Origin of the sequence: Mesorhizobium sp. M0340 (genome assembly GCF_040321535.1) — a bacterium.
GTDB lineage: Bacteria > Pseudomonadota > Alphaproteobacteria > Rhizobiales > Rhizobiaceae > Mesorhizobium.
Window position 1 is genome coordinate 51088 of sequence record NZ_JAMYRR010000011.1, and the last position, 21249, is coordinate 72336.

Sequence of the window (21249 nt, forward strand, 5' to 3'; positions counted from 1 at the left end):
GCCTAGCCCTCGCCCATTGAAGAGGACACCAACGGCCGCGCGTGAAGATAACGTGCGGCGCGCCGCTTGCTATCGATATCCTTGAAGACTTTCTGGACCTGCGCCACGGTGAGGCCGGTTGCCTCAGCGACCTCTTCGTTGGCTATCCCGTGGTTCAAGCCGTAGAGGCACAGATCCATCAAATAATAAGGCAGCGCGAAGTAGAACTCCTCCTGACTCTGCGGCATCGAGAAGGTGTCCGTGGTGGGCGGTCTTCGCCGGACCTCTTCCTGCACCCCAAGATATTCGGCCAATTGATAGACCTGGGTCTTGTAGAGGTGGACGATTGGCATCAGGTCGGCAATTCCGTCGCCTTGCTTGACGAAGAAGCCCTGGTCGTACTCCAGGCGGTTCGGCGTGCCCGCTACCGCGTAGTTGAGGCGGTCGGCATGGTAGTATTCGGTCATCTTGCGCAGGCGCTGCTTGTAATTGGTTGCCGCGACGATCTGCAGATAGGCTGCCGACGGCAGACGCACCGTGTCGGTCCTGCCCTCGGGATCCTGAACCGTGAGGCGAGTGATGTTGAGACCGTTGCTCTCGAGAACCGAGGCGAGCACCAGCTTGCATTTCCAGCCGTCCCCATATTCGGGAACGACAGTCTTGATTGCTTCGGTCTGCCGTCTGTAGGCGCCGATCGCTTCGAGGGCCGGCGTTATATCCTCCAGGACCGTATCGATACCAAGCTGCGCGGCGACGGTGCGGCCGAGCCTTAGCGAGTCGCCGGAGGAATGGCGCTCCGGCATGAATATCCCGAGGACCTTGTCTTTTCCAAAGGCGCGAACACACAACGCCGCGACGACTGAGCTGTCGATGCCGCCTGAGAGGCCGACAACCACCCCTCGACGTCGCAGCGTGCCAAAGACCTGCTGGCGCAAGATCTGGACGATGCGATCGACTTCCGCGCCAGCGTCGAGCACCAGCGCGTCCTTGCCGAATGTTGAGATCAGGTCGATGGCTTGTACTCCAGTTTGCGAGACTCGGTTGGCGAATAGGTTTGCGCCACCGCTTTCTCGATAAGGGGACGGTTGGTGGCGAGGTGAGGCTCTATGACGAGGTCGATATGGGTGCCGACGATCGGAATCACGTCCAGATGGGCGAAAACGCGATCCCAGCCGATGGCCAGAGTCATTCCGGGTCGAGCACAGCGAAACAGGGTGCCGGTGATCGGCAGCGCCGGCTTCGGCTCTGTCAGCCACTGGAAGAAGGCCCGTGCCCGCAAAACCTCCTGCAGTTCCAGTTTGGTTCTAAAGCTCGTCGCATTGAATTGTCCCTGAGCGTAGCGATCGAGAAACCGGACCAGTTGCGCCTCTCGCCGCATTTTCACGGCGACTTTCGCGAGGGCGCGGCAAGCCATCCGGGAAGCGGATACGCGGTTGGTCCGGATTCGATTGAATGTGCGCGTAAACGTCTCCAAGTAGGCGCTTCGCTCGCCGATGAGGCTGGTGTCGAGGATGCCGAGGAACTTTACAGTTCGCCCCGCGGCCAGCAGCCGCGCCGCAACTTCGAAAGCAACAGCCCCGCCGAGCGAATGGCCAAGAAGTCGTATGTTACCCGAAGGTTGAGTGCGGCGGATCTGCTCGACGGCGGCATCGGCCATGTCGGCGAGGCTGTTTTGCCCGCGCAGTATCAGAGCCAGGGCCGGATACCTGATCGGGGCAACGCGGGTGACCTTGCCCATCGCTGCTGCAAAGGCAGCAAGGCTCGGGCCATAGCCGACCGACCCCGGGAACAGAAAAAGAATGGGAGGGTCGTGCTTCTCGGCGCGCGCGCTTTGGTCGCCTGCCTGTGCAGACACGACCGCCTTGACCATTTCGTCCAGGCTCATCCCGACGGTGAAGGCCTCAAGACCGAGTTCCTGCCCGATAGCGCTTTCGATTTCCATGACGCAGTGCAGCAGCTTCAGTGAATCTCCTCCGGCGTCATCCCAGCGCCCTGCCGCCACCCGCGTATTAAGAATGCTGGTCCATGCCCGCTGGACGACCTGCTGCGCCGTCAGCTTGCCTCGCGGCTCGAGCGGACGCTCGATCGCTGCCGTCTCTCTGGCTGAAAGATCCATGTCTGCAAGTGTCGTGATGTCGACTTTGCCGCTCGGCAGACGCGGCATCTCGGCGATCGTGTGCAACCGCAGGGGACGCAGCGGCGGCGGCAGATTGGACCTGACAAGCTGGCGAAGCTCGTCTGAAAAGGTCGCTTCGGCCGAGCGCCGAGGAACAACAAAGGCGACAAGCTCATTCGCCGCAGCCACGATTGCCACAGCATCCGCAACAGAGGGTGCGCAACGCAGCACCCGTTCGAGCTCGGCTGGCTCGACGCGTCGACCATTGATCTTTACCTGGCGCCCCTTGCGACCGACGATGTGCAGTAGGCCTTGGTCATCAAGTCGAACGAGGTCACCCGTCGCAAAAATCCGAAGGCTTGGATCGTCCGGGTCTGATGTTGCCTGCACAACCGCCCCGTCCTCCCAATGGCCAAGCAAGACATAGGGGCTCCTGATCAGAAGCTCTCCGCGGTGGCCGGGTTGAACGCGGCGGCCCGCTTTGTCGACAATTGCAAAGGTGATGCCAGGCAGTAGCCAGCCAACTGGAACCGAATCTCCATGCTCCGGCCAGTCTCGCGGCAGGAACCATTGCGAGCCCGTGGTCTCGGTTGACGAGTAACCGATCTGGATGAGGCACGTATCGGAGACGGTCTTGCGCAGCAGGGCGATGTCGCTCCACGGCACCTTCTCGCCACCGATCCGGGCGACTCTGAGTGAATGAAACGCTTCCGCAGGTCCGTCTGCCATAAGCGCGCGAAGCAGTGCCGGCACCAGATAGGTGATTGTCACGCCCGCGGATCGCACCAGACGTTGCACGGCGCGCAAGCCGACCGCTTCGACTTCGACCAGATGCAAGGTGGCGCCGGTGAGAAGAGCCGCAAGAATTTCCCGGCACCCGGCGATTGTGGCGGGTCCGGTCAATGGCAGGAAAACATCATCCGAGTTGATGTGGCATGCATCGACATATTGCTGGACCCGGCACAGCAAGCTGCGCTGGCTGTTAACGATGCCTTTGGGCCGGCCCGTGCTTCCTGACGTATAAAGCACGATGGCGGGCGCATCGACCGAGGCGGAATAAGACTGAGGCACTTGCCCACCCTGCGAGGCCGCACTGGTCGACACATCGATCCAACTGACCCGGTGAGGCAAACCGTCGGGTCGGACATTGCCCTCGCCCAGAATAGCTGAGAGTCGCGCCCCGGCCACGATTTCAAGAATCCGCGAGCCAGGATCTCGTGCGTTGAGCGGCACCGAAGGGCGCTCAGCCGCCATGCTTGCCAGCATGGCGATGGGATACCAGGCTGAGTTTGCCTGAAGAATCCCTATCGCCTGTCCATCTGGGACGGCCGCCGCGATCTGGTAGGACAGCGTCTCGACTGACCGGAGAAGCTGGGAATAGGTCAGACGATTGGCGCCGTCGCTGATTGCAAGCTTGTCGGGGTACTGGCGGACGATATTTCTCAGGTGCTCGAAGGCCGCAATGTTGGCAAAATCGGCGCCCAATCTTTGAAATGGGCGCAGTACGGGACCACCCTGATCCAGTGGGTATTGTGGGACACTTGACCAATTATCGGAGGTCGTTGTCTGACAATCCACCGCTAGATCCTGATCCGCGACTTCTGATCCCAAATATGCCGAAGACATGAGTTGCCTACGCTAAGATTAGGGTCAGTTATCGCCCCCCGCCCCGATCTTTTCATCGATCATTCTGATGATGCCCTTCGCCTGTTTCGCAAGCCGCGGGCCGAGCCACTCATGCCGAGCTCGCTGGCTGCCGTGGTGCGCATGACACGGCAAGCACCGGCGTTTGTGCCAAGTTGGCAACACCTGTTGGACACATGCCAAGGCGGGATCGAAGACCAAGGTGGGTTGAAGACGGAATTGCCGCTGCGCAGGCATATTGCCTATTCTGTGTTTCTCCCGGGCGATACAGGCGATGCTTCGGTGTCGGAATAGCTGCCGGGGACGAAACAATATGCATAGATCTGTCCCCGATTTTCGTCGGTCACGCGAATCCAATCCTTTTCCCACGTTCGGAAGGTAATACGCCCGCCCGTCATCATAGCTGCGGCTCTGAACGGACTCGGCGCGTTGACAACGCGGACCGATATAACATCGTCGCCGTCCATACGCTCGACGAGATACGTCTGCATGAAAGCCTCCCCATGCCCCGCTAGATCACCCGCACTTTAACGACGGCTAATCAATTCGGTTGCAACGTGTTTTGCGAAACTTGGAGGCGATAGTTTCCATACCCACCGGCGCCGGAGGTCCCTCCCACTCCGTATCCGTCAGATTTTTCAGCGACGGGAAGCCAGTACAGGTGAAGGCAGGCTGATTCCGGCCATGCCGGCCTTCATGACCACTGCGCCGTGTCGACGATCCGTCGGAGCAGAAGGCCCTGGTGCTGCAACGTCAATCGTATTTGGCCAGGAAGCGCCCGACGGCGGCGAGGCAGTCGTGCTTTTCCTCGACATGCGGCATGTGGCTGGAATTCGGGAAGACCAGGCCTTCGACGCGCGGGATAAGATCCAGAAAGGGCTGGACGCAGGCCTCGGTCGCTTCGTCGTAGAAGCCACGGAAAACCAGGGTCGGCGCCTCGATCCGATGCAGGCGGTCGACGATGGTCCAGTCCCGCATCGTGCCGATGACGTGGAACTCATTGGGACCATTCATGGTGTGATAGACGGTCGGATCTTCCTCGATTGCCGCAAATGTCCGGGCGACCATTACACCGCGGCGCTGCGTTCCGCCCTGCCGATACCCGGCATCGACCGGGCGCGGCGCGGCCGGCTGGTGCTCAAGGGTGACCTGCCCAGCCCGATGAACCCACCCTCGGGTGCCGGTTCCACACCCGTTGCCCAGCTGCCACCCCGATCTGCCGCAGCGAGCGCCCGCTTCTCCAAAGCATCGGCGAGGGCCGCCTGGTCGCCTGCCATCATCCAGCCGACGGCTGACGAGGGGAATTCTCGTTCAACGATATCCGGACCGTCAGCCGTAATCGTTGCTTCGGCGAGAATAGAGGCCGATCTGGACGCCGCACGATCCGGCGCTATGTTGCGCTTCGGCGGCCGGGCATCGCGGATGCCTAATACTAAAGTAACTGTTCTCGCGTTGCCGAGCGATGCTACGATTTGAGGACGGCGGCCGTACAGCGCTGCGTGATTTTGCGCCGGAGAGGATGGAATGTGGGAGGCCACTCTTCGTGTCGCAGCAGCCAGCCGCCGACATGTGCTCGGTTGTCGACCATAGGGGAGGAAGTCACCAATGAAGATATCGTACCTGGTCTCGGCCACGCTTCTTGCAGCGACTGCAATGCCTGCCGCAGCCGCCGAGATTTCCGACGGCAAGGTCAAGATCGGCATTCTCAACGACCAGTCGGGCGTCTATGCCGATTTCGGCGGCAAGTGGTCGGTCGAGGCCGCCAAGATGGCGGTCGAGGATTTCGGCGGCAAGGTGCAAGGTGCGCCGGTCGAGATCGTCAGCGCCGACCACCAGAACAAGCCGGACATCGCCTCCAACATTGCGCGGCAGTGGTATGACACCGAACAGGTCGATTCCATCATGGAACTCACCACCTCCTCGGTGGCGCTCGCCGTCCAGGGGATTTCCAAGGAAAAGAAGAAAATTGATATCGTCACCGGCGCCGCGACTACCGAGCTAACCGGTAAACAGTGCTCGCCCTATGGCTTCCACTGGGCCTACGACACGCATTCGCAGGCAGTGGGGACCGGTGGCGCTCTCGTCCAGCAAGGCGGCGACAGCTGGTTCTTCGTCACCGTCGATTATGCATTCGGATATTCGCTCAAGGAGCAGACCGCAAAGTTCGTCGAGAGCCATGGCGGGAAGGTGGTTGGCGAGGTGCGTTACCCGCTCGGCTCGACCGACTATTCATCCTTCCTGCTGCAGGCGCAATCGTCGGGCGCCAAGGTCATCGGCCTGGCGAATGCCGGCCTCGACACCTCCAATTCGATCAAGCAGGCGGCCGAATTCGGTATCGTGCAGGGCGGTCAGCGGCTTGCAGCACTTCTGTTCACGCTGGCCGAGGTGCATGGGCTCGGTCTCGAGGCGGCGCAAGGCGTGGTGCTGACCGAAGGCTTCTACTGGGATCGCGATGACAAGAGCCGCGAGTTCGCCCAGCGGTTCTTCAAGCGCACCAACCGCATGCCGAATATGATCCAGGCCGCCACCTATTCAGCGGTGACACAGTATTTGAAAGCGATCGACCAAGCCGGCACCGATGGAACCGAGGCGGTCGCCAAGGAATTGCATTCGATGCCGGTGAACGACGTCTTTACGGCGAACGGCAAAGTGCAGCCCGACGGCAACATGGTTCACGACATGTATCTTTATCAGGTCAAGTCGCCGAGTGAGAGCACCAAGGAGTGGGACTATTACAAACCCCTCGCCACGATCCCCGGTAACGAGGCATTCCTGAGCGCCAAAGAGAGCGGCTGTCCCACGGGCGGCGAGTGATTGGCGGACCGATGGCGCCGCCTGAACCGGATCGGCCGCAGGTAGTGCTTTCCGCCCGCGGTTTGCGGCGCGACTTCGCCGGCTTCGTTGCTGTCAGGAATGTCGATCTCGACGTCTACCACGGCAATATCCACGCGCTGATCGGACCCAACGGCGCCGGCAAGACCACCGTGTTCAACCTGCTCACCAAGTTCCTGCCGCCGACCAGCGGCAGGATCGAACTGCTCGGCCACGACATCACCCGCACCTCGCCGGCCAAAGTCGCGCGGATGGGCCTGGTGCGCTCGTTCCAGATATCGGCAGTGTTTCCGCATCTCAGCGTGCTCGACAATGTGCGCGTTGCATTGCAGCGACCGGGCGGGCTCAGCGTTCAGTTCTGGCGCTCGCTATCGGCGCTCGATAGATTGACGCCGCGCGCCGAGGAGCTTTTGCGGTCTGTCGGTCTCGACGATGCCAAGAACAGGCCCGCCGCCGATCTCTCCTATGGCAGGAAACGTGTGCTCGAGATCGCCACGACGCTGGCGCTCGAGCCGAAAGTGCTGCTGCTCGACGAGCCGATGGCCGGCATGGGGCATGAGGACGTGCGTACGGTTTCCGACATCATCCGCTCGGTGGCCAGGGATCGCGCCGTGCTGATGGTCGAGCACAATCTGACAGTGGTGGCCGATCTTTGCGACTGGATAACCGTCATGCAGCGCGGCGAAATCCTTGCCGCCGGCGACTACGCCACGGTCAGCCGCGACGAGCGGGTGAGGATCGCCTATATGGGCACCGCCGATGACTGACGCCGCGCCGCTTCTTGCAGTCCGCGACCTCAACGCCTGGTATGGCGAGAGCCATGCGCTGCACGGTGTCGATCTGGAGGTCTTTCCAGGTGAAACTGTGACGTTGCTGGGCCGCAACGGCGTCGGCAAGACCACGACATTGCGCGCCATCATCGGGCTGATCCGCCAGCGGACCGGCCAGATTTTTTTCGACGGCAAGGATCTGATGCGCCTGCCATTGCACCGGACCGCGCATCAAGGCATCGGCCTGGTGCCGGAGGAACGCGGCATCTTCGCGACGCTGACCGTGGACGAGAATCTGGTGCTGCCCCCGATCGTTGCCGAAGGCGGCATGAGCGTGGAGGAAATATTCGATCTTTTCCCCAATCTGAAGGAGCGCCGCAACAGCCCCGGCACCAGGCTCTCGGGCGGCGAGCAGCAGATGCTGGCGATCGCGCGCATGCTCAGAACCGGCGTGAAAATGCTGCTTCTCGATGAGCCGACCGAGGGCCTGGCTCCGGTCATCGTGCAGCGCATCGGCGATCTGCTGGCGACGATGAAAAAGCGCGGTATGACGATCCTGCTGGTCGAGCAGAATTTCCGCTTTGCCAGCCGCGTCACCGACCGTTTCTACCTGATGGAGCACGGCAAGGTCGTGGCGGCCTTTCCGGTCGGCGAACTGCCGGATCGCATGACGCTGCTGCATGAAGTGCTGGGTGTATGATGGCGCCATGACGATGATCTTCGGAATACCCGTTCAGGCATTCCTCGGCCAATTGCTGGTCGGCCTCATCAACGGCTCGTTCTACGCAATGTTGAGCCTGGGCCTTGCTGTCATATTCGGCCTGTTGCGCGTCATCAATTTCGCTCACGGCGCGCTCTATATGCTCGGCGCCTTCATCGGCTATCTGCTTCTCACCAGGTTCGGCATCGGCTACTGGCCGGCTCTGATCCTGTCGCCGCTGATCGTCGGCGGCTTCGGCGTCGTGGTCGAGCGCCTGGCGCTGTCGAGGCTTTACGACATCGACCCGCTCTACGGGCTGCTTTTCACCTTTGGCCTCGCGCTCGTGCTCGAAGGGGTATTCCGTTACTACTATGGCGTATCGGGAAGTTCTTATTCCGTGCCGCCGCTGCTGTCCGGCGGCACCAATCTCGGCTTCATGTTCCTGCCCAATTATCGCGGCTGGGTGGTTGTTGCCTCGATGATCGTCTGTTTCGGCACTTGGGCGCTGATCGAGAAGACCAGGCTGGGCTCCTATCTGCGCGCGGCAACGGAGAACCCCGGCTTGGTGCAGGCTTTCGGCGTCAACGTGCCGTTGCTGCTGACCCTCACCTACGGCCTTGGCGCTGCTCTTGCCGGGCTTGCGGGGGTTCTAGCCGCGCCGATCTATCAGGTGAGCCCGCTGATGGGATCTGACCTCATCATCGTCGTTTTCGCCGTTGTCGTGGTCGGCGGCATGGGATCGATCCTTGGGGCGATCGTCACCGGTTACATGCTTGGCCTCGCCGAAGGCTTGACCAAGGTTTTCTATCCCGAAGCCTCCAATCTGGTGGTCTTCGTCATCATGGCGATCGTGCTTCTGGTCCGGCCAGCCGGCCTGTTCGGAAGGGATGCCTGAGATGGCCGAACTGACACTTCGCGAGACGCGTGCCAAGAATTCCGCACGGCTTGAATGGGCGCTGGTCGGGCTCGGCATCCTGGCGCTGCTGGCGGCGCCTTTCTTCGTCTATCCGATCTTCCTGATGAAGATGCTGTGCTTTGCGCTGTTTGCCTGCGCGTTCAACCTTCTGCTCGGCTACACCGGCCTGTTGTCCTTCGGCCATGCGACGTTCTTCGGCGGGGCGGCCTATTTCACCGCATACGCGGTCAAGGTCTTGGGCTGGCCGCCGGAAGCCGGCATCCTGCTCGGCGTCCTGGGTGCCGCGCTGCTCGGCCTTGTGATGGGCTTCTTTGCCATCCGCCGGCAAGGCATCTATTTCGCCATGATCACGCTGGCGCTGTCGCAGATGTTCTTCTTCTTCTGCGTGCAGGCACCGTTCACCGGAGGTGAGGACGGCATCCAGGGCGTGCCGCGTGGCAGGCTGCTTGGAATGCTCGACCTGAACGTCTCGATCAACATCTATTATTTCGTGCTGGCAGTCTTCCTTATCGGCGTGTTCGCCATCTGGCGCATCATCAACTCGCCTTTCGGCATGATCCTGCGTTCCATCCGGGAAAACGAGAGCCGGGCCATTTCGCTGGGCTATTCCGTCGCCAACTACAAGCTGGCGGCTTTCGTCATGTCGGCGACATTGGCCGGGCTGGCCGGCGCGCTCAAGGCGATCGTTTTTCAGTTTGCCACGCTCACCGACGTCACCTGGCAGATGTCGGGCGAGGTGATCCTGATGACGCTCCTCGGCGGCATCGGCACCATGGTCGGGCCGATCATCGGGGCCAGTCTGGTCGTCGGCCTGGAAAACACACTCGCCACCTCGAGTTTTCCGGTGACCATCGCCACCGGCCTGACCTTCATGGTCTGCGTGCTGGTTTTCCGGCGCGGTATTGTCGGTGAGGTTTATGCGCGGTTTCTCGGGCCAAAGGGTGACGCGAAAGACTGAACGGTTCAGTTCCGCCTCGCTACGCGATGCGTAAGCCTTGCGCGTCGAGAAGCACGCAGCTCAGAGGATCGAAGCAGACATCGACCATTTCGCCTTCACGCAGCGGCTGGCCGTCGATCAGCGTGTTGGCGCGCACCAGCGTGCCGGCGCCGATGTCGATCTCGTAGACCGCATTGCCGCCCAGATAGGAGGTCGAGACTATCCGTCCCGCCAGCCTGTTGGCAGCACCGACGGTACCGACGGTAAGCTTCTGCGGGCGAACCACGACGGTGACCGCGCTGCCGGTCGCGAGCGCCTTCGGCGCGGCCGCCTTTACGACGTGGCCGCTGGCCAGCGCGATCGTCGCCATCTTGCCGTCCATCACTGTCACGCTGCCAGGCAGCATGTTGGCCTTGCCAAGGAAATTGGCGACGAATGCGGTGGCCGGCTGGTCATAGACCTGCGCGGGGGAGCCGATCTGCTCGATCAGGCCGGCATTCATGACAACGATGTGGTCGGACATCGACAAAGCTTCTTCCTGGTCGTGCGTCACGAAGATAGCGGTGATGCCCGTCTCCCTCTGGATTTTCTTGATCTCGACGCGCATGTCCTCGCGCATGTTGGCGTCGAGTGCCGACAAGGGCTCGTCCAGCAGCAGCACTTCCGGCTCGAAGACGATGGCGCGGGCCAGTGCGATGCGTTGCTGCTGGCCGCCAGAGAGCTGTGATGGCAGCTTTGTCTCACTGCCGGGCAGCCGCACCATATCCAGCGCCTTCTTGACCCGGCGCACGATTTCCGGTTTCGGCACATTTCGATATTTCAGGCCGAATGCGACGTTGTCGAAGACGTTCTTGTGCGGAAAGAGCGCGTAGTTCTGGAACACCAGACCAATGTTGCGCTTGTAGATCGGGGTGTTGTCGACCCGTTTTCCGCCGATCGAGATCTGGCCGCTGGAGATGTCGACCAGGCCCGCGATCGATCGCAGGATCGTCGTCTTGCCGCACCCGGACGGCCCGAGCAAGGTGACGAAACTACCCTTGCGGATCGCAGTGAAAAATCGCGCACAGCGGCGAACTTGCCGTAAAAAATATCAATGTCGCGGAACTCGACCGCAGGCTTTCCTGTCGGCTGCCTCTCGCCTTGGGCGAGCGGGTCGCCAGCAGCCCCGGCCGAAACCGGCCGGGGCTGCTGGTCGTGGCTGTCGTCGTCATGCACCTTTCGACACCCTGTCCCATTGCTTGGTCCAGGCGTCTTCGTTCTTCGCCCAGTAGAGCGGATCGGCGAAGGTCAGCGACTTCATCGATCCTGTCGGGTCGAAGGCCGGAAGTGCCGCGATCTTGTCGGTCAGCTTCACCTTGGTCGGGTCAAGCGATGGCGGATAGTTCTGGCCCTCGGCGACGGCGATCGACGTTGCCGGATCCAGCATGAAGTTGATCAGTTCCTCGCATTCGGCCATCGGCGAACCCTTGAGCACCAGCATGTCCTCCATCCACGCGTATGAGCCGGCAGGGTCGAGATAGCCGATTGGCTGGCCCTGCTGCTGCAGGGCGGCGACACGTCCTGACCAGGCGTCGGTGACGACGATCTCGTTGCGCGACAGGAGGTCCATCAGTTCCGCGCCGGAACTCCAGAACTTCTTGGCCAGGTCGCGGGTCTCGCGAACCTTGGCCCAGATGGCATCCATGTCCTGGATGTTGTTGGGGTCCTGTTTCGTCTGCAGCGCCGCATACCAGACGCGCGTCGTCATATCGGCGTAGCCGCCGATCTTGCCGGCATATTTCTTGTCGGTAAGCAGGTTGGCGCCCTTTTCCTTGGCTTCCTCCGGTGAGATGACCTTGTTGTTGTAGGCGATGCCGGTGGTGCCGTAGTCATAGGGCACTGCCGACAGCTTCGGCGTGATCTTGCGGAACGGCTCGATCATGGCGGTCAGCACATTCGCCATGTTTGGAATGTTCGCCTCGTTGATCTCCGAATTGAAACCGCCATTGACGTATTTGATGTAGTAGTTGACGCCGGAAGAATGGACGATCTGGAAGTCGCCCGGCTTCGACGTCTTGATCTTGGTGATGATCTCGTTCTCGTCGCCGAAGGTGCCCTGGACGACCTTGACCTTGGACTTGGCGGTGTAGGGCTGGAACGCGTACTTATCGATCGCTTCCTGCACCACGCCGCCCCATCCGTCGAAGCGCACTTCCGAAACCGCGGCCAGCGCCCGTCCCATCCAGGGCATGGAAAGCCCGGTGGCGGCGGCAGCGGCGGCCGTCAGCGTCAGGAATGATCGCCGGCTGATGTCGCCATCGGCATATCGTTCGTTGAGCCGTTCCAGTCGTTTGGTGGTTGTCAGTTTCATTTCCGTTCTCCCATTTTCATTTTCACTTGCCTGCCTTGAACCAGGTGAGGCTTTGCAGGATGAGCCCGCCAGCCAAGGGGATGCCGACCGTCAAAAGGATCATGACGGTTCCGAGCGCGTTCACCTCGGGGCTGATCGAGATCTTCAGCATCGAAAGGATCTGCGTCGGCATGGTCTCGACGCCCGCCGGCCGCCAGAACAGGCTGGCCGATGTGTTGTCGAACGAAATCGTGAAAGCGAGCAGGACGCTGGCAAGCACTGCGGGAATGAGCAGCGGCAGCGTAATCTCGCGGAATGTCGACACACGCGGCGCCCCGAGCGACAGCGCCGCCTCCTCATAGGAACGTTTTATGCCGACCATGCGCGCCTGGACGATCAGCACCACGTAGGGGAGCGTGAGCAGAATGTGGCCGAGCACCAGCAGCGTCATGCTGCGCGGCTGGTCGACGGCTTTGATCATGACCAGCAGGCCGACGCCGAGTATCGTTTCAGGGACCAGCGCGGGAAGAATGACAAGCGTGTTGATCGCCTGCTTGCCACGAAACTCGAAGCGCACCAGCGCTAATGCCGCCATGATGCCGAGCAGCGTCGTCACCGTTGCCGTTACCAGGGCAATCCACATCGATGTCCGGAAGGCGTCGAGAACCGGCTCGTTGGTGAGCAGCTTCTCATACCACCGCAGGCTGAAGCCGGTGAGGGGAAAGCCGCCGAACATCGAGGCGTTGAAGGAAAGCACGACCGTGGCGAGGATCGGCGCAAACATGAAGATGTAGACGCACACCGTGACCACGCCGGTCAGCCGCCAGGCCCATCTGCCTTCGCGATCGGGATGATCCGCTCTCATGCGCTGAGGCCCTTCATGATCTGCGACAGGCCCATATAGCGGCTGTAGGCGGCCGCGGCGGCGCCAAGCAGGACGAACAGGACGATGGAAAGCGTTGCGCCCATCGGCCAATTGAGCTGCCCCATAATGGTATCGTAAATCAGGTTGCCGAACAGCGCATCGCGGCTACCGCCGAGCAGCTGCGGCGTCACATAGGAACCGGCCGCCAGCACGAAGCAGAGCAGCAGCCCAGCGCCCAGCCCCGGCATCGATAGTGGCAAGGTCACTTCGCGGAACGCCTGCGCGCTGGTACAGCCCATCGAGCGGGCGGCGGCGATCAGCGTGCGGTCGATGCTTTCCAGGCTGACATAGACGTTCAGGATCATGTAGGGCAGCAGAAAATGCAGCAGCCCCATGATGACGGCGCCCTCGGTGTAGAGCATCGGCAACGGCTCGTTGATGACGCCCAGCCTGATGAGCGCCACGTTGATCAGCCCCTGTTCGCCGAGGATGTGGATCCACGAGAACGTCCGGATGGTGAAGCTGATCCAGAACGGCACGATGAGCAGCAGCAACAGCAGCCATTTGTGCCTGAAGGTCGTGGCCCAGATGAAATAGGCGGGGAAATAGCCAAGGATCGCGCAGATCACCGCGGTGATGGCGCCGACGCGAACGGTCTTCCAAAGAAAGCCGTGATAGTAGCTGTCGGTGAGGAATTCCTTCCAGTTATCGAAGGTCAGCACCGCCGACTCAACTCCGGCGGTGACGAAGGTGAAAAACGTGTAGACCGTCATCATCGCGATCGGCAGCAGCAGAAGCAGGGTAAGCAGTATAAGCACAGGCGCGACGAGGACCCAGGCCAGTCGCTGATCGTATAATTTCCACCCTTTGGTCACGACCCGTCCACACCAATTTATGTGCAAGCCGCCATCACCGGGGCTCGGCTCGGGACTAGATTGGGCGATCGGCGTTCAGGTGTCCACTCTGCATGTGACTCCAGTACAAACTCTGTGCAGGGCCACCGGTTGACCCTCGCCCTGCCGGATTCAACAAATTGCCCGGCGTTCCGCCTGCGCATTGATTAAATCAGTTATCTCGATATACAGGGTAAATTTCGGATATGGATTTCGCATGGGCCGGGCAATTTCATGAGTCGCAATTTTCTGGTGATTGAACCTGAGGAAGGCATTGCCGTGCTCAAGGGGCTTGCCTCCTCGGCGCGCATCTCGATGCTGAAACTGCTGCATGAAAAGGGGCCGATGAATATCAACGAAATCGCCGCCGTGCTGTTGCTACCGCAGTCGACCGTCTCGACCAACATCCAGGTGCTGGAGGATGCGGGGCTGATCCGAACCGAGAACCTGAAAGCGAAGAAAGGCAGTCAGAAAATCTGTTATCCGACGGCCGAAGAAGTGCTTGTCGTGTTCAAGAGCGAATACCGTGCCGTCAAGAACGATGCGATCGAAGTGTCGATGCCGATCGGGCTTTACACCGGCTTCGAGGTTACCGCGCCCTGCGGCCTTTGTTCGCCGGACGGCATCATCGGCTTGCTCGATGTGCCGAACACTTTCCTTGATCCGGATCGCATGAAAGCCGGTTTGCTGTGGTTCACGCGCGGCTTTGTCGAATACCAGTTCCCCAACAATGCCAAGCTTGCCAATGCCGAGATCACCGGACTCGAAGTGGCGATAGAGCTGTCTTCGGAAGTGCCGGGCACCAGCGCCGATTGGCCCTCGGACATCACGCTGACGATCAATGGTGTCGATGTCGGCACCTGGACGTCACCGGGGGATTTCGGCGACAAGCGCGGCGTCTTCACGCCCTCCTGGTGGAAGCTCAAGGGCTCGCAATACGGAAAGCTGAAGAACTGGCGAATTGCCAATGACGGCACCTATGTCGACGGTCTCAGGATTTCCGAAACCGGCCTCGCCGCACTCGATCTGAAGAGCCATCATTCAATCCGCGTCCGTATCGGCGTCAAGGACGATGCCGAGCGCCCCGGCGGGATCAACATTTTCGGCAAGGGCTTTGGAAATTACGATCAGGACATCCTGCTCAGGATCAAAACTGGTTGATATCATGAAACCGGGTTCTGAAGATAACTTAGCAATTTCAACTAGCTGGCTTTCTGCCGTGCCAAAGCGTTCGTCTAATTGTCCTACATTTGGGTATTTTGGCTTGACGAAGGGCTGTCAATCCCGCTTTGATATCGGGCAAGATGATTTAAATCATCATTTTTGATATCGATGGGAGGAATGCATGAAGGCAGCCGTTACGGCTCATCCGCATTATGTTGTCTCGGAAATCGATCCGAGGCTCTACGGATCCTTCATCGAGCATCTCGGGCGGGCAGTTTACACCGGCATCTATGAGCCCGGCAATCCGACAGCGGATGTCAACGGCATGCGTCAGGACGTCATCGATCTCGTCAGGGAACTCAATGTTCCGATCGTCCGCTATCCCGGCGGCAATTTCGTCTCGGCCTACAATTGGGAAGACGGCATTGGCCCCAAGGAAGAGCGCCCGGTGCGGCTCGACCTCGCCTGGCACACGTCGGAAAGCAACGAAGTCGGCCTGCATGAATTTGCCGATTGGTGCACCTGCGCCAACACCGAGATGATGCTTGCCGTCAATCTCGGCTCGCGCGGCCTCGACGAAGCCCGCAACCTGCTGGAGTACGCTAACCATCCCGGCGGCAGCAAATGGAGCGACAAGCGCATCGCCAACGGCCGCAAGGAGCCCTTCGACGTCAAGCTCTGGTGCCTCGGCAATGAAATGGATGGCCCCTGGCAGATCGGCCACAAGACCGCGGACGAGTATGGCCGCCTGGCGCATGAGACGGCCAAGGCCATGCGCGCCTTCTCCAAGTCACTCGAACTGGTGGTCTGCGGCTCTTCGAACGCCAAGATGCCCACCTACCCTGAATGGGAAGCGACGGTTCTCGACCATACCTACAACGAGGTCGACTACATCTCGCTGCACATGTATTTCGACAACGAAGCCAACGACGCTCCGAACTATCTCGCCATGAGCGAAAAGCTCGACGCTTACATTGTCTCGGTCGCCGGCGTCATCGACTATATCAAGGCCAAGAAGCGCTCCAACAAGCAGGTTTACATCTCGTTCGACGAATGGAACGTCTGGTACCATTCCAAGGAGCAGGACAAGAAGATACTCGGCGGCAGCGACGGTTGGCCGTTCGCCCCGCCGTTGCTCGAAGACATCTATAATTTCGAGGATGTGCTGCAGGTCGGCCTGATCCTCAACACCTTCATCCGCCGTTCCGACGTCGTCAAGATCGCCTGCCTGGCACAACTGGTCAATGTCATCGCGCCGATCATGACCGTTCCGAATGGTCCGGCATGGCGGCAGACGATTTTTTATCCCTATCTGTTTGCTTCCAACTATGGCCGCGGCAATGCGCTGGATCTCAAGGTGGAAAGCCCGACCTACAGATCCAGCGTTGCGGGCGACGTCGCCTATGTCGATGTTGCCGGCGTGCACGACAGGCAAACCGGCCACGTCACCTTCTTCGCCGTCAACCGCCATTCGAGCGAGGCAATCGAAACAGTGGTCGACCTCTCCGGCTTCGGCGCGGCGGAGATCGTCGATCACCAGGTGATGGCACACGCCGATCTGAAAGCCGTCAATTCGGCCGAAAACCCTGGCAATGTCAGCCCCAGGAAGGGTGAGGGCGCCGCAGTCGCCGGCGGCAAACTAAACCTGTCGCTGCCGGCGTATTCCTACCAGTTCATACGCCTGAGGCTCTGAGTTCGGGCGGATCATCGAGAAAGCGCAAACGCTGAGGAGGAGCGTCGACGTGACGGCCGATATCGAGATCAGGAACGTGAGCAAGCAGTTCGGTGCCATGACGGTGCTGGATCATCTGTCGCTCTCCATAAGGGCACGCGAGTTCATCGTGTTCCTGGGGCCGTCCGGCTGCGGAAAATCGACGCTTCTTCGGATGATCGCCGGTCTTGAAGCTGTCGATAGCGGCGAGATTGCAATCAACAACGAGCGCATCGATCATCTGCCGCCGGGCAAGCGCGGCATTGCGATGGTGTTCCAGTCCTATGCGCTTTATCCGCATATGACGGTGCGCGACAATATGGCCTTCGGCCTTGCGAATATCGGCGTACCAGGCAAAGTCATCGAGGCGCGCATCAACGAAGCCGCCCGCATCCTCGAAATGCCGCATCTGCTCGATCGCAAGCCGGGCCAGCTCTCCGGCGGTCAGCGGCAGCGCGTTGCGATCGGCCGTGCGATCGTCAAGGAGCCGAAGGCCTTCCTGTTCGACGAGCCGCTCTCCAATCTCGATGCGGCGCTGCGCACCCGAACCCGCATCGAGCTTGCCCAGCTTCACCAGCGGCTGCAATCGACGATGATCTTCGTCACCCACGACCAGGTCGAGGCAATGACGCTGGCCGACCGCATTGTCGTCATGAACAATCGCAAGATCGACCAGATCGGTACCCCTATGGAGATCTACGAACGCCCGGCGACCAAATTCGTCGCGGGTTTCGTCGGTGCGCCGGCGATGAACTTCGTCGATGCGATACTCGACAGATCGGGCAAGAACGCCACGGCCAGATTTGCGGACGGCATCTCGGTGCAGACCGAGATCGCCTCCAGCCAATTGACCGACGGCAACTACACTTTCGGCATCCGTTCGGAAGACGTGCGCATCGTTGCCGCCGGACAGGGCAATGCCGACGGCGTCGTCGATGTGCTCGAGCGGCTCGGCGAACGCACCCTGATCTACGCGCGGCTGGGCGATGGCCAGCAGATCGTCGGCTCCGATGCCGGCAACAGCCGCGTCGCCGTCGGCGACAGAATCGGGCTCGCCTTCGACGGCCAGAAATCGCATCTGTTCAACGAGACCGGCCGCGCCTGGCATGCGAGGGAGGCCTGAGATGGTTGACCGGCTGGCGACGTCCCCGACCGCGACGCTTGCTGTCGGCGTCAGAGCCCCTACCGCCGACATCTATGCGCCGCAATGGCGAAACTTCATTTTCGTTGCGCCATTCTTGTTCTTCTTCACCACGCTGCTGCTCTTCCCGCTGCTCTGGGGGATGTGGCTGAGTTTCCACAAGGCCGACACGTTTTCGTCCGGAAATTTTGTCGGTCTCGGCAATTACGCCAGGCTGTATCACGACAAGGTCTTCCTGCAATCGATCTGGAACACCTTCTACTTCGTGCTTCTGACGGTGCCGACGCTGGCGCTGATCGGCCTTTTCCTGGCGCTTTGCCTCAACCGCCGCACGCGCACTGCCGCGGTTTTGCGGACGCTGTTCTTTTCCTCGTCGGTGCTGTCGGTCACCATCGTCACGCTGATCTGGCGCATCGTCTTCATTCCGAATGTCGGCCTGTTGTCGACGATCTATGGATGGTTCGGCGCAACCGCACCGGCCTTCATTTCCGACCCCAGCCTTGCGATGATCGGCATCGCCATTGCCACCATCTGGTGGTGCATTGGCCTGCCGATGATGCTCTTTCTCTCGGCGCTTCAGCAGATTCCACAGGATATTTACGAGGCGGCAGCGCTGGACAACGCCAATCGCTGGCAGACGCTACGCTCGATCACGCTGCCGTCGATCAAGCGGACCTTCATCCTGGTGATCATCATCCAGATCGTGCTGCAATTCCAGCTGTTCGGCCAGGCCTGGCTGATGACGCGGGGCGGTCCGAACAACCTGACCAAGCCGATCGTGCTCTACATCTACGATACCGCATTCCGTCGCTGGGATCTCGGCCTGGGCGCCGCGGCATCGGAAATCCTGTTCATCCTCATCCTGGTCGCGGCCATGGCCCAGTACCTGGTGACGCGCAGCAGGGGAGACCAGGCATGAGCGCTCCGGCCGCTTCCATCAAGGGACGGGCATTTGGCGACCATGTGTTGCTGGCCCTCGTCATCCTGCTTTCGATCGTCATGATCGCGCCGGTTCTGTGGGTCATCGGCCTGTCGCTCAAGGACAATACGGAGCTGATGGCCGATCCGAACTCGGTGTTTCACGCGCCCTATACGCTGAAGAACTACATCAACACCGTCGGCACCTCGTCGGTGTTCATCTGGGTGCGCAACAGCATCATCGTCTCGGGCGGATTGACGCTCGGCACGTTGATCCTGTCGTCGCTCGCCGGCTACGGCTTTGCACGGCTGAATTTCCCCGGCCGAGACGTGCTGTTCGTGATCGTGCTGTTCGGCCTGGCGGTTCCGGAACAGGCGGTGCTTGTCGCCCGCCACCAGATATTCAGCATGCTGAAGTTCCACAACACCTATCAAGGGCTCATTCTGCCGGGCCTTTCGGCTCCGTTCGGCGTCTTCCTGATGACCCAGTATTTCAAGGCCATCCCGAAAGAGCTGGACGAAGCCGCCATGCTCGATAACGCCAGCCGGCTCAGGATTTTCTGGAAGGTGCTTCTGCCGCTCACGCTGCCTGCGCAGGCGACGCTCGGCATCTTCACCTTTCTCGGCGCGTGGAACGACTACTTCTGGCCGCTGATTTCGGCGACGAGGAAGGACATGTTCACGCTGACGGTCGGCATGGCCTCGACCCAGACCAATTTCGCCCAGTCCGAAGGCATCGGCTTCCTGATGGCGCAGGCGGTGTTCGCCGGTGCCCCGATCCTGATCGTCTACCTGTTCTTCCAGAAATACATCGTCACGGCGGTCTCCGGCGCTGCGGTGAGATAACGAAGATAGCCTGACGGCCGGGGGAATGCGCGGCGATTGAAGCACGAAAGCCAATCCAGGGTGGAGCGGCGGAAACTCAGTAGGAGGAACTGATATGAAACTGAAGAAAATAGTGTTTGCCGCAGTCTCTGCGGGCGCAATGCTGCTCGCAGCTCCAAGCTTTGCGGCCACGGAACTGAGCGTGCAGCGCTTTTTCGGCGCCTGCGATGCCGATTTCGGCACCAACACCGATGCCACCAAGGCCGTTGGCGAATGCGGCATCATTACCTCGCTGATCAACAAGTTCAACGCCGACAATCCCGATGTCCACGTCAACGTCACCACCGTGGAATGGCCCGGCTATGATCAGCTGACCGCCCAGTTCGCTTCAGGCGACGCTCCGGACATCGTCACGATCCATGAATCCGTACTGTCGGATTATCAGTCGAAGGGCCTGTTGATGCCGCTCGACGATCTCTTGAAGTCGGTCGGCGTGACACCCGACGCTTTCACCGACGCGGCACGCAACGGCGCCACCAAAGACGGCAAGATCTATGGCCTGCCGATCGACAGCTGGACGATGCTCTATCACGTCAACATGGATCTTTTCAAACAAGCCGGCCTCGTCAATGCCGACGGCACGCCGATTTTTCCAAAGTCGCCCGAGGAACTGCTCGCCCAGGCCGAACAGTTCAAGCAGAAGACGGGCAAGCCTTATTTCGTCCAGAACCTGGCCAATGAGACTGCACTCTACACACGCAACCTCTACACCTATCTTTTCCAGCAGGATTCCGATTTCTTTGCCGATCCGAAGCATGTGAAATTGAATACGCCGGAAGCCAAGAAGGTCGTCGAGATGTACAAGGCGATCTTCGAGAAGGGCTACACCACCAAGGATCTCGACTATGGCGGCTCGATCAACGCCTTCCTTGCGGGCGAGGGTGGCGTCCATCTCAACGGTACGTGGGTGGTCGGCGATTACAACGCCCAGTCCGAGACCAAGGGGACGGCGCTCAACAAGGGCGGATATGCGGTCTATCCGTATCCGCAGCTGTTTGGCGGCGCCCATGCGCAATATGCCGACGGCCACACCTGGGCCGTTTCGCAGAAAGACCGCACGCCTGAACAGATCGCGGCTATCGGTAAATTCCTGAAGTTCTTCGCCGACAACGACTTCGAATGGTCGCGCACCGGCCACTTGCCGGCCTACAAGGCCGTCATCACTTCGGACGCCTTCAAGGCGCTGCCGCATCGCAACACGATCTCTGCGGTCGCTGATCTCGGCAAGCCGCTGCCGTCCGCCGTACAGCGTCAGTTCGCGATCCAGGACATTATCGGCGAAGAGATGAGTGCAGCAATCAGTGGCCAGAAGGACGTCGACACCGCCCTTGCCGACATGGAAAGCCGCGTCAACGAATTGCTCGCCAACATTTGACCACGGGTTTCGAAAGGCCTCCCAAGGCGCCCCGCGGCTGGAAACGGCCGCGGGGTTTTGGTGAGGGAGTGGTT

General features: G+C 60.5%; 18 protein-coding genes and 1 pseudogene. 11 read left to right on the top strand and 8 right to left on the bottom strand.

What is annotated here, in order from left to right:
• Positions 1-2 precede the first annotated feature (2 nt).
• The 4 genes and pseudogenes from nadE to NKI79_RS17380 form a co-directional block, all read right to left on the bottom strand.
• Positions 3-986, bottom strand: coding sequence for an NAD(+) synthase (nadE, locus tag NKI79_RS17365; RefSeq protein ID WP_352803236.1), 984 nt, complete (start codon positions 984-986; stop codon positions 3-5).
• Positions 983-3721: an AMP-binding protein gene (locus NKI79_RS17370; RefSeq protein WP_352803003.1), complete on the bottom strand. Its 2739-nt coding sequence runs from the start codon at positions 3719-3721 to the stop codon at positions 983-985. The genes nadE and NKI79_RS17370 overlap by 4 nt, the downstream gene beginning before the upstream one ends.
• A gap of 260 nt (positions 3722-3981) precedes the next feature.
• Positions 3982-4230 carry a hypothetical protein gene (locus NKI79_RS17375; RefSeq protein ID WP_352803004.1) on the bottom strand — a complete coding sequence of 83 codons (249 nt, stop codon included), beginning with the start codon at positions 4228-4230 and terminating at the stop codon, positions 3982-3984.
• Positions 4231-4492: 262 nt separating this feature from the next.
• A pseudogene (locus NKI79_RS17380) lies at positions 4493-4804 on the bottom strand (proline iminopeptidase-family hydrolase); the annotation flags it as partial.
• Positions 4805-5344: 540 nt separating this feature from the next.
• Between NKI79_RS17380 and NKI79_RS17390 the strand changes: the two are divergent.
• The 5 genes from NKI79_RS17390 to NKI79_RS17410 are packed head-to-tail and all read left to right on the top strand — an operon-like array spanning position 5345 to position 9915.
• The gene (locus NKI79_RS17390) at positions 5345-6553 is read left to right on the top strand and encodes an ABC transporter substrate-binding protein (protein WP_352803007.1); all 1209 of its coding nucleotides are present in this window, start codon (positions 5345-5347) and stop codon (positions 6551-6553) included.
• An 11-nt stretch (positions 6554-6564) separates the two neighbouring features.
• Positions 6565-7338 carry an ABC transporter ATP-binding protein gene (locus NKI79_RS17395; RefSeq protein WP_352803010.1) on the top strand — a complete coding sequence of 258 codons (774 nt, stop codon included), beginning with the start codon at positions 6565-6567 and terminating at the stop codon, positions 7336-7338.
• A complete protein-coding gene (locus tag NKI79_RS17400; RefSeq protein WP_352475717.1) occupies positions 7331-8041 on the top strand; it encodes an ABC transporter ATP-binding protein in 711 nt (236 codons plus the stop codon). The genes NKI79_RS17395 and NKI79_RS17400 overlap by 8 nt, the downstream gene beginning before the upstream one ends.
• Positions 8042-8048: 7 nt before the next feature.
• On the top strand, positions 8049-8936 hold the full coding sequence (locus NKI79_RS17405) for a branched-chain amino acid ABC transporter permease (RefSeq protein ID WP_352803013.1): 888 nt from the start codon (positions 8049-8051) through the stop codon (positions 8934-8936).
• Position 8937: 1 nt separating this feature from the next.
• On the top strand, positions 8938-9915 hold the full coding sequence (locus tag NKI79_RS17410) for a branched-chain amino acid ABC transporter permease (protein WP_352803016.1): 978 nt from the start codon (positions 8938-8940) through the stop codon (positions 9913-9915).
• A 19-nt stretch (positions 9916-9934) separates the two neighbouring features.
• Here the strand turns inward: NKI79_RS17410 and NKI79_RS17415 are convergent, their stop codons facing one another.
• The 4 genes from NKI79_RS17415 to NKI79_RS17430 all read right to left on the bottom strand — a co-directional run bounded on the left by NKI79_RS17415 (position 9935) and on the right by NKI79_RS17430 (position 13963).
• Complete coding sequence (locus NKI79_RS17415) at positions 9935-10915, bottom strand: ABC transporter ATP-binding protein (RefSeq protein WP_352803019.1); 981 nt, start codon at positions 10913-10915, stop codon at positions 9935-9937.
• Between the two features lie 186 nt (positions 10916-11101).
• Positions 11102-12244: an extracellular solute-binding protein gene (locus tag NKI79_RS17420; protein WP_352803021.1), complete on the bottom strand. Its 1143-nt coding sequence runs from the start codon at positions 12242-12244 to the stop codon at positions 11102-11104.
• Positions 12245-12266: 22 nt separating this feature from the next.
• Positions 12267-13088 carry an ABC transporter permease gene (locus tag NKI79_RS17425; RefSeq protein WP_352803023.1) on the bottom strand — a complete coding sequence of 274 codons (822 nt, stop codon included), beginning with the start codon at positions 13086-13088 and terminating at the stop codon, positions 12267-12269.
• Entirely contained in the window at positions 13085-13963 is an 879-nt protein-coding gene (locus tag NKI79_RS17430; protein ID WP_254819522.1) for an ABC transporter permease, read from the bottom strand. Before NKI79_RS17430 ends, NKI79_RS17425 begins: the two co-directional genes overlap by 4 nt.
• A gap of 252 nt (positions 13964-14215) precedes the next feature.
• Here NKI79_RS17430 and NKI79_RS17435 point away from each other — a divergent pair, with 252 nt between their 5' ends.
• The 6 genes from NKI79_RS17435 to NKI79_RS17460 all read left to right on the top strand — a co-directional run bounded on the left by NKI79_RS17435 (position 14216) and on the right by NKI79_RS17460 (position 21175).
• The gene (locus NKI79_RS17435; RefSeq protein ID WP_352803026.1) at positions 14216-15142 is read left to right on the top strand and encodes an ArsR/SmtB family transcription factor; all 927 of its coding nucleotides are present in this window, start codon (positions 14216-14218) and stop codon (positions 15140-15142) included.
• Between the two features lie 184 nt (positions 15143-15326).
• The gene (gene arfA / locus NKI79_RS17440; RefSeq protein ID WP_352803029.1) at positions 15327-16838 is read left to right on the top strand and encodes an arabinosylfuranosidase ArfA; all 1512 of its coding nucleotides are present in this window, start codon (positions 15327-15329) and stop codon (positions 16836-16838) included.
• 49 nt (positions 16839-16887) lie between these two features.
• Positions 16888-17979 carry an ABC transporter ATP-binding protein gene (locus tag NKI79_RS17445; RefSeq protein WP_352704757.1) on the top strand — a complete coding sequence of 364 codons (1092 nt, stop codon included), beginning with the start codon at positions 16888-16890 and terminating at the stop codon, positions 17977-17979.
• Between the two features lies 1 nt (position 17980).
• Positions 17981-18916, top strand: a complete 936-nt coding sequence (locus tag NKI79_RS17450; protein ID WP_352737326.1) for a carbohydrate ABC transporter permease — start codon at positions 17981-17983, stop codon at positions 18914-18916.
• The gene (locus NKI79_RS17455; RefSeq protein ID WP_352803032.1) at positions 18913-19761 is read left to right on the top strand and encodes a carbohydrate ABC transporter permease; all 849 of its coding nucleotides are present in this window, start codon (positions 18913-18915) and stop codon (positions 19759-19761) included. Before NKI79_RS17450 ends, NKI79_RS17455 begins: the two co-directional genes overlap by 4 nt.
• Positions 19762-19855: 94 nt before the next feature.
• Positions 19856-21175: an ABC transporter substrate-binding protein gene (locus NKI79_RS17460; RefSeq protein ID WP_352803034.1), complete on the top strand. Its 1320-nt coding sequence runs from the start codon at positions 19856-19858 to the stop codon at positions 21173-21175.
• Positions 21176-21249: the final 74 nt, after the last annotated feature.